Source organism: Acidimicrobiales bacterium (genome assembly GCA_036273495.1).
GTDB lineage: Bacteria > Actinomycetota > Acidimicrobiia > Acidimicrobiales > JAJPHE01 > DASSEU01.
The window spans coordinates 1-9165 of sequence record DASUHN010000244.1 but is presented as its reverse complement, the minus strand read 5'-3'; the positions used below and the strand labels follow the sequence as shown (position 1 = coordinate 9165).

The following is a 9165-nucleotide window of genomic DNA, read 5'->3' as shown; positions in this document are numbered from 1 at the left end:
GGGCTCGACTCCGGCGGCCTGCAGGGCGGCCATGGCGCCGACGATGAGACCTGGTAGGGCATCGCGCTCATAGGCCGCCGGGTCGCCGCCGGTGGCCGCCGTCTGGGCGGCGGTGGGCGGGACCAGCAGCTCGAAGAGCAGTCGGCGTCCCTGGGCCCGGAGCCACAGCGACAGGGCGGCGAGGCGGGCGTCCTGGGCTGCGTTGAGGGACCGCTCCCCTTCGGGGTTGTAGCGCACGAGCACCTTGACGAAGTCGGGGTCGAAGTCCTCGACGTGGGCGGCGAAGCAGTCCCCGTACTCGAACTCGAAGTCGTCCTGGCCGGAGCGCTCGACCGGCATCGCCAGCGCCACCCCGGCGGATCGGGCGGCGCGGGCCACATCGGCCCCGAACTCCTCGTCGACCAACACCCCACAGCGCGACACGGGCGCCCCGTTGGCGACGGCGTGCTCGAAGCCCTCCCAGATCAGCATCTTCAGGTCGGTGACCTGGCGGCGCTGCGCCGCGTCGGGCGTACCGGCGATGCCCAGCAGGCGCGTCTTGAACGAGGCGCGGTGGTCGAAGGGCAGCAGGTAGAGCGGGTGGGCGGCGTCGATGTTCATACGAGACACCTTCTTTCCGAGCGGCCGAGGACGGGACGGTTTCCCAGAGGTCGCCGCCGATAGGGGGGCCAGCCGGTCATGCTCTTGTGCTGACCGACAGGAGCCCTTCGGTCACGGCGGCGCGGATGACTTCCAGCCCGGCGGCCACGTCAGGGCCGAGGTGGACCCTCAAGGCCCGCCGGCCCCGCTGGGCCAGGACCTCGAGGTCGCTTCGGGCCTCGGCCTCCTTCACCACCCCGAAGCTGAAGCGGTGCCCGGGCACGGGCAGGACGACGGTGTCGTCGCAGGTGATCTGGAGGAACACCCCGGTGTTGGGACCGCCCTTGTACGCCTGGCCGGTCGAGTGCTGAAAACGCGGCCCGAACCCGACGCAGGTGGCCACCCGGCGGGCGTCCCGGATGGCGGTCCTGATCCCGGTCAGCACGGCCTCATGGGCTTCGGTCATCGGCACGTAGGCCAAGACGGCCACGTAGTCTCCGGTCCCGGCCCGCCCGAGATGGGCGCCCAGGTAGCCGGGCAGGCTCGGCCCTTCGCCGCCCACCTGAGCCAGGGCGGCCTGGTTGGTGCTATCGGCGTAGAGCGCCGCCCCGTCGCCCTCGAAGAACGGGTCCAGCTCGGCCAAGGAGCCGTTCCGGTCGTAGGCGTCGGTGAGCCGGCGGGCGGACACCTTGGCCTCCTCCACGTCGGGCTGGTCGAAGGGGTCGATCCCGATGATCGAGCCGGCCACCGCGGTGGCGAACTCCCAGCGGAAGAACTCCCGGCCCAGCTGGTAGGGGTCGGACAACTCGATGCGCACGACCGGTTGGCCGGCTGCCTCCAAGGCCGAGATCTTGGCCTCTAAGTCGCTGTCGTGATCGCCCGCCAGGGAGATGTAGGCGAAGAGTCGATCGGATCCGTAGGCCTCGGGTGCTCCCAGCGGCTCGCGGTCTACGGGGATGACGCCTCGGCCGTGCTTTCCGGTCGATTCGGCCAGCAGCTGCTCCAACCAGGCGCCGAGACGGGACAGGCCCGGCGAGGTTACGAGGGTCAGCTTGTCCCGGCCGGCGTTGACGGCGGCGCCGATGAGCGCCCCCAACACCAGCCCGGGGTTGTCCCTGGCCGGGACCGAGGGGGCGCAGGCGTGCGCCATAGTCTCGGCCGACTCGAAGAGCCGTACCACGTCGATTCCGCTGGCGGCGGCGGGCACCATCCCGAAGTTCGACAAGGCCGAGTAGCGCCCGCCGATCGAGGGCACTCCGGCGAAGACGGCCCGGTAACGCTGAGTCCTGGCCAGGTCCTCCAGAGGCGAGCCGGGGTCGGTGATGGCCACGAAGTGCGAGCCGGCCCGCTCTTCGCCCACCACCTTCGACACCGCCTGGTAGAAGTAGGCGGCGAAGATGTTGGGCTCGAGAGTCGTGCCGGACTTGGAGGACACGAAGAACAGAGTGCTGGCCAGGTCGAGCTGGGTCTGTATGGCCTTCACCTGGGCGGGGTCGGTCGAGTCCAGCACGTGCAGGCGAGGAAGCCCGGGACGGGAGGGGAAGGTGTTGGCCAGCACCTCGGGGCAGAGGCTGGAGCCGCCCATGCCCAGCACCACTGCGTCGGTAAAGCCGGCGTCGGCTACCTCCTTGGCCAGCGTCTCGAAGCGCTGGGCGTGGGCCGCCTGGTCGAGTGCCACCCCGAGCCAGCCCAGCCAGGCCGCCTCGTCGCCGCCGGTCCACACCGTGGCGTCATGCGCCCAGAGCCGAGTCGTCTTGTCGGTGGCCCGCCACTCACCCAGTGCCGCGTTCATCTGCTCGGTGAGCTCGGCGGGCAGGCAGCGGTGCAGGCGCCAAGGTTCGGCCTTCGCGGAAGGACCGGCCACGGCCTCTTCCAGGGACGACAGCAGCTTGCGGAAGGCGCCTTGGAACTTGTCAACCCCGTCGCTCAGCAGCTGATCGGTGACCTCGGCCAGGTCGATCCCCTGGTCAGGCAGGCCCTCCAGGATCGCTCGGGCCGCCTCCATGTCCTCCTCCAGCGCTGAATGCACGCGGCCACGGGCCCGGAAGGCCTCGAAGGTGGCGGGGGGGAGGGTGTCGACGGTGTCCGGGCCCATGAGGGACTCCACGTAGAGAAGCTCGGGAAGGGCGGGGCTCTTGGTGCTGGTTGACGCCCACAGCAATCGCTGCGGGCGGGCCCCGGCGCCGGCCAGGCTGTCCCAGCGGGGACCGGAAAAGAGCTGGCGGAAGCGGGCGTAGATGACCTTGGCGTTGGCGATGGCCACCGTGGTGTGGGCGGAGGCGACATGGGCCGGGCCCGGCACGCTGCCGAGTCGCGCCTCGAGGGCAGCGTCCAGGCGGCTGACGAAGACGCTGGCCACCGAGGCGATGGTTCCGAGGTCACCGCCCGCCCCGAGGCGGTCCTCGAGGCCGGCCAGGTAGGCCTGGACCGCCGACTCGTAGGCCTCGAGTCCGAACAGCAGGGTGACGTTGACGTTGATGCCGGCGCCGGTGAGCTCCTGGATGACGGGGATGCCCGCCGGGGTGGCGGGCACCTTGATCATCACGTTGGGCCGGTCGATGACCGACCAGAGCCGGCGAGCCTCCGCGGCGCTGCCGGCGGTGTCGTGGGCCAGCTCGGGAGAGACCTCCATGCTCACGAAGCCGTCGGAACCGCCGCTGTCCTCGTAGACGGGGCGGAAGATGTCGGCCGCGGCACGGATATCGGAGATGGCCAGGGATTCGTAGGCGGACTTGGCGTCCCTGGGCCCTGTGCTGCGCAGCTCGGCGATGGCCTCGGCGTAGTCACTGGAGCCGGCGATGGCCGCCTCGAAGATCGAGGGGTTGGAGGTCATTCCCCGCAGCCCCTCCTTGGCCACCATGCGTTCGAGGTCGCCTGATGCGAAAAGCGAACGGCGGATCCCGTCGTACCAGATGCTCTGGCCGAGGGCGAAGGCCTGTTGGATGGGGTCGGTCATATGCGGCTCCTTCTGGCGACGAGTGCCCCGAAGCTGGCTGTGTCGGCCATCACAGCCCCGGGAAGGGGTCCTCGAGGGACCCGAGCACGTGCGCGGCACCGGCGGCGCCGAGCTGATCGGCCGAGTAGTGCCCGCTGGCCACCCCGACAGCCACGGCGCCCGCCGCGTTGGTGGCCTCCATGTCATGGGGGGTGTCGCCCACCACGAAGACCTCTCCCGGTTCCAGCTTGGTCCCGTGAAGGCGGGAGGCCTTGTCGATGGCGAGCTCGGTCAGCTCGGCCCGATCCGGGGAGTCCGACCCGTAGGCGCCGAAGACGAAGAACCGGTTGAGGTTGGCGGGGACGAGCTTGGTGCGCGCCGCTCCCTCCATGGCACCCGACACGATCCCGAGTGTCACCCCGGCGTCTCCCAGGCGCAGGAGTGTGTCTTGGGCACCAGGGAGCACCCGGTAGTGCTCCGAGGCCCAGATCTCGCCGCCGAGCTGGCGGAGATAGGCGGCGTAGAGCCGGCCCAGCTCGTCGGCGGTCGGGTCACGGTGCAGCACGGCGCTGAAGGTGGCTCTGGCCACCTGGGGGTCGGTCTCCCCCGCCGAGGTGTGAGCCCCGATGTCGGCAGGGATGCCGTGGAGCTTGTCGAAGGCGGCCATCCAGCTCTTGGCCCCCGCCCCCCCGGTATGGACCAGGGTCTCGTCCACGTCGAACAGCACGACGACGGGCCTGGCCATGCCGGCCACCTCAGGCCTTCTTCTCGTCATGGCCACCGAAGCCCTTGCGCATGGCGGAGAGGGCCTTGTCGGCGAAGTCGTCCCCGCCCCGTGACGCGAAGCGGGAATACAGGGCGGCGCTGAGCACGGGTGCGGGCACGCCCTCGTCGATGGCGGCGATCGAAGTCCACCGTCCCTCTCCGGAATCCGACACGCGCCCGGCGAACTCGCTGAGGTCGGGTGAGTCGAACAGGGCCGTCGCCGTCAGGTCCAACAGCCACGACTCGATGACGCTGCCCCGACGCCACACCTCGGTGACCGCCGTGGTGTCGATGTCGAAGCAGTAGAACTCGGGTGACTCCATGGGCGACGTCTCGGCGTCGGCCGCCACCGTCCGGGTCCCCGCATCCGCGTTGTGCAAGATGTTGAGCCCTTCGGCCAAGGCGGCCATCATCCCGTACTCGATCCCGTTGTGAACCATCTTCACGAAATGCCCGGCGCCGTTCGGTCCACAGTGCAGGAACCCCCGCTCGGCCGGAGCAGCTTCCCCGCTGCGCCCCGGGGTCCGCGACGCAGAGCCCATACCCGGGGCGATCGTGGCGAAGATGGGCTCCAAGTGCGCCACGACCTCGGCTTCGCCGCCGATCATGAGGCAATAGCCCCGCTCGATCCCCCACACCCCCCCGCTCGTCCCACAGTCGATGAGGTGGATGCCCCGGCTGGACAGCTCGGCGGCCCGGCGGATGTCGTCGCGGTAATACGAGTTGCCGCCGTCGATGATCGTGTCGCCGTCCTCCATGTGAGAGGCCAGGCCTTCGACGGTCTTACCTGTCACCTCACCGGCGGGCACCATCACCCACACCGCTCGGGGAGCCGGTAGTTGGCCGACAAGATCCGCCAGCGACGAGGCTCCGGTCGCCCCCTCGGCCTCCAGCGACTTGACCGCATCGGGTGCCACGTCGAAGACCACACAGCTATGGCCATCGCGCATCAGTCGGCGGACCAGGTTGGCCCCCATGCGCCCGAGGCCCACCATGCCGAGGTGCATCGGCTTGCTCGTCATCATCCCCGTTGTCTCCTGTAGGTCGTGTCGTCCTGGCGGGTCCTTGGTGTATCTCTTTGCCCTGCCGTCTCCCCCGAACGGTGGTCATCTCCTGACCCTCTGCGGCTCGGACAGCCACGGCTGCTGCCAGGGCGGATGGCCCCTGACGAGTTCATCCGCCGCGGCCGGTCCCCATGAACCCCGCGGATAAGTCACCGGTGCCGGGGGGTGGTCCACCAGAGGCTGGAGGACCCGCCAGGTCTCCTCGACAGCGTCTTCCCGGGTGAACAGCGAAGGATCGCCGACCAGTGCGTCGCGGAGGAGGCGCTCGTAGGGACCTGGGGGCTGACCTAGCTCGGCGGCGAAGGGAAGGTCCAGGTGCACCTCCCGCGTCGAGCGGCCCTCGGGTCCCTTGGACGCCATCACCAGGCGGAGGGCGGCATCGGGGTCGATCCGGAACACCAGCTGGTTGGCGTCGGGATGGTTGGGCTGTTCCAGGAAGGCGAGCGGAGGCGGGCGGTGGAAGATCACCCTCACCTCGGTGGCAAGTGCAGCCATGGCCTTGCCCGCCCGGACGAAGAACGGGACGCCGGCCCAGCGCCGGTTCTCCACCTCGAGGCGCAGGGCCACGTACGTCTCGGTCACCGAGTCGGGCTTCACGCCGGGCACCTCGCAGTAACCCTCGTACTGGCCCCGCACGCAGCGCGCCGGGTCGGCATCCGCCAGGGCCCGGAACACCTCGACTTTCCTGTCCCACAGGCCGGCCGATCCTGAACCGATCGGGGATTCCATGGTTATGAGGGCCAGGGTCTGCAGGAGGTGGTTCTGCACCACGTCACGCAGCGCTCCCACCGCGTCGTAGAAGCCGCCACGGTCCTCCACCCCGAAGTCCTCGATCAGGCTGACCTGCACGGAAGCGATGTGGTCGCGGTTCCACACCGGCTCGAACATGGCGTTGGCGAAGCGCAGGAAGGCGACGTCCATGACGGGCTGCTTGCCCAGGAAGTGGTCGATGCGCAGGATCTGGTCCTCGGCCAGCACCTGGTGAAGGTCTTCGTTGAGCTTCCGCGCCGAGCCGAGGTCGTGGCCGAAGGGCTTCTCGATCATCACCTGGGAGTTCGCGGTCAGCCCCGCTTTGCCGAGGGAGGCGACCACCGGCCCGAAAAGCTCGGGCGGTACCTCCAGGTAGAAGAGTGGGCGGGTGGCGTCCTTCAGCCGACAGGCGAGCGCCTCGAAGGTGGCCGGGTCGGCGAAGTCGCCCGGCAGGTAGCTGAGGCGCCTTATCAGGCGGTCGAAGACCTTGTCCTCCACCGCCTCGCCTTCGGACTGCAGGGCAGCTTGGATCTCGGTGACCAGGTGGGCCTCGGACCAGTCGTCTCGGGCCACCCCGACGATCGGGCAGTCGAGGTGGCCGCCCGCCTCCAAGCGGTACAGGGCGGGGAGTGTCATCTTGCGGGCCAGATCCCCGGTGATCCCGAAGATCACCAGGGCGTCGGCTGGGGATGCGCCCGTCTCGCTCATCTCAGGCACGCCCCCCACGTCGTGGTCACCGCCTGGCCGGGCTCCAGGCGGATCACGCCCTCGCCGCTCAGGAAGGCGTTGGGGGGACAGGTCATCGGTTCGGTGCCGAGCCCCCGGCGGCGCCGGTGCGGCTCGAGCGTGTCCCCGGTGAAGAGCTCGAGGATGGGGTAGGTCTCGTCCACCCACAGCTCGGCATGCCGCCCGTCGGCGCCCCCGAGGCGGGTCCAAGCCCGACCATCTGCGTCGCGGGTCAGGTCGGTGAAGGCGAAGTCCAGCCGCTGCGTGCCGAGGGCCCGCGCTGCGGCGAAATCGTAGGGAGTGCCGGCCACCGCTTCGGTGCCGACGGGCAGCTGGCGGACGTCGTCGGTGACGATGCGGGTGGCGGCGTCGATGGCGAGCGTGCAGTCGTCGATCAGCCCTGCCCCCGGGGACAGGTAGGGGTGCTGGCCGGCGCCGTAGGGGCATGCCCGCTCCCCCCGGTTCAGGGTGGTCGTGGTCACGGTCAGTCCGTCGCCCAGGGCATAGTCGACCTCGAAGTCGAGGAGAAGGGATACCCCTGCATGGGAAACAGCCAGATGCCCATCGTCACCTGAGCCTCGCTCGGGCGAAGGACGCGCCACGCCCGCCACCGCAGCAAGCCGTGGATGGCATTGTGCTTCTCCGGCTCGCTGAGGCCCACCTGATACTCGACTTCGTCGAACCGGTAACGACCGTCAGCCAGGCGGTTCGGCCAGGGGACGAGAGGCGCCCCGTGGGCCCCGTCGCACATGTCCTCGAGCGAGTAGGGATCAAGCACCGGTCGATCACCGACCTGGTAGGTACGGATGCCCCCGCCCACCTCGACGACGGTGGCGCGCTGGTCTCCCCAGGTGATCTCGACCTGATGGCCGGCCGGGAAAGGGTCCGCCGTCCCTGCTCTCGGCCCGGTCACTCCGGGTCCGCCAGATCGATCGGCGGCCGGTCGCGCACCTCGTCCTTGGTGAGCCTCAGGTGTACCCCGTCATCGACGCCGGCCACCGCGCCTATCGGGATGGCGACACGCTTCTTGCCCCATAGGTGGCCCTCATCCAAGAGGACGTGGGTCACGTGATGATCGGCGGCGTCAATGACTAGACCTTGGACTCGCCCGATGGGGCCGTCGGTGGCCATTACGGGCTCGCCTCGGCGCACCTCCACCTCCCCCACCGGGACCCGGTCGGTGACGATCGGAGCAGGGATCCCCGTCCCCGTGGGGCCCAGGCCCAGCCCGTAGTAGGGCCACGAGAGCATCTGGTCTTGGCCATAGCCCCACTGGCCCACCGCCCCTGGCAGGAACCGGCTCTCCTCCGCGTCCTCGAGGGCTTCGAATCCGGAGATGGTGCAGCTGAGCTGAATGGCACCCTCAGCCGAGGCGACGAGATCCATCGGTACGAGGTGGCCCACTCCTTGACGATGCTTTGCTTCGACTACGAGATGGGTGAGTGTCCGGGCAATCGGATCGACTACCACCCGCCTCAACTCCCCGCAGGTGCCGTCGATGCAGGAGACTTCGCTTCCGATGGTGAATTCACTGGATTCGGTCATGCCTTCCTCGTTTTGCTTCCTGGAGTAGTTCGTCTGATCCCGTCCGCTCATGGGAGCCGCACGACAGGGCGGTCGGGACGAGGGCTGGTGGCGGCCGGGAGTGTCCCCCGGTTCATGTCGTCCGGGGCAGACGTCGCGGCCATCGCGACCGCCCGAGGGACTATGGACAGCCCCTCCACAGGCACACCTTCCGTCATCCCGACGATCGCGGCCAGCTCCGATCCGTCGATGGTCTCGCGCTCTATCAACAGGTCGGTGAGCCGGCCGAGCTTGTCGAGGTGCTCACGCAACAGGGCGGCGGCGCTGGCCTCGGCTTCCCTCAGCAGGCGCGCCACCTCGGTGTCGATGCTGCGCTGGGTCGCCTCGGCGTAGGAACGCCCGGCGAAGGGATTGTCGCGGCTCGGACCGTCCGGCCCGTAGCCGATGGGCCCGACCTCGGCGGAGAGTCCCCACTCCCTCACCATGCGCGTGGCCAGATCGGTGGCCCCCGCCAGGTCGTTGGCGGCCCCGGTCGAGGCCTCACCCAAAACGATCACCTCGGCGGCGCGGCCTCCGAGGCGCACGGCCAGGGAGTCGGTGAGGTAGCTCACGGGGTAGAGGTGGCGCTCGGTGGTGGGCAGCTGCTCGGTGACCCCGAGGGCGGCGCCCCGGGGCAGGATGGTGATCTTGGCCACGGGGTCAGCGTGTTCGGACAGCGCGGCGACAAGGGCGTGGCCGGCTTCGTGGACGGCCACGGCATGGCTCTCCTCGGGCAGCAGGGCGTTGGAGGCCTCACGCCGGCCGATGAGGAGGCGGTCCCGG

At 69.7% G+C, this 9165-nt stretch carries 7 protein-coding genes and 1 pseudogene; all 8 read right to left on the bottom strand.

Annotated features, from left to right (window positions below; translation table 11 throughout):
* On the bottom strand, positions 1-600 hold a 600-nt coding region (locus tag VFW24_10555), incomplete at its 3' end, for a DUF2090 domain-containing protein (GenBank protein ID HEX5267202.1).
* 76 nt (positions 601-676) lie between these two features.
* A complete protein-coding gene (locus VFW24_10550) occupies positions 677-3535 on the bottom strand; it encodes a bifunctional transaldolase/phosoglucose isomerase (GenBank protein HEX5267201.1) in 2859 nt (952 codons plus the stop codon).
* A gap of 49 nt (positions 3536-3584) precedes the next feature.
* Positions 3585-4259, bottom strand: coding sequence for an HAD hydrolase-like protein (locus VFW24_10545; protein HEX5267200.1), 675 nt, complete (start codon positions 4257-4259; stop codon positions 3585-3587).
* Positions 4260-4269: 10 nt separating this feature from the next.
* Positions 4270-5304 carry a decarboxylating 6-phosphogluconate dehydrogenase gene (gene gnd / locus VFW24_10540; protein ID HEX5267199.1) on the bottom strand — a complete coding sequence of 345 codons (1035 nt, stop codon included), beginning with the start codon at positions 5302-5304 and terminating at the stop codon, positions 4270-4272.
* An 81-nt stretch (positions 5305-5385) separates the two neighbouring features.
* Positions 5386-6801: a glucose-6-phosphate dehydrogenase gene (gene zwf / locus VFW24_10535; GenBank protein HEX5267198.1), complete on the bottom strand. Its 1416-nt coding sequence runs from the start codon at positions 6799-6801 to the stop codon at positions 5386-5388.
* A pseudogene (locus tag VFW24_10530) lies at positions 6798-7639 on the bottom strand (aldose 1-epimerase family protein). Before VFW24_10530 ends, zwf begins: the two are co-directional and overlap by 4 nt.
* A gap of 89 nt (positions 7640-7728) precedes the next feature.
* Complete coding sequence (locus VFW24_10525; protein HEX5267197.1) at positions 7729-8415, bottom strand: PRC-barrel domain-containing protein; 687 nt, start codon at positions 8413-8415, stop codon at positions 7729-7731.
* Positions 8412-9165: cell division protein FtsH (locus tag VFW24_10520; protein HEX5267196.1), on the bottom strand; the 754-nt coding region annotated here is incomplete at its 5' end. The genes VFW24_10525 and VFW24_10520, both read right to left, overlap by 4 nt.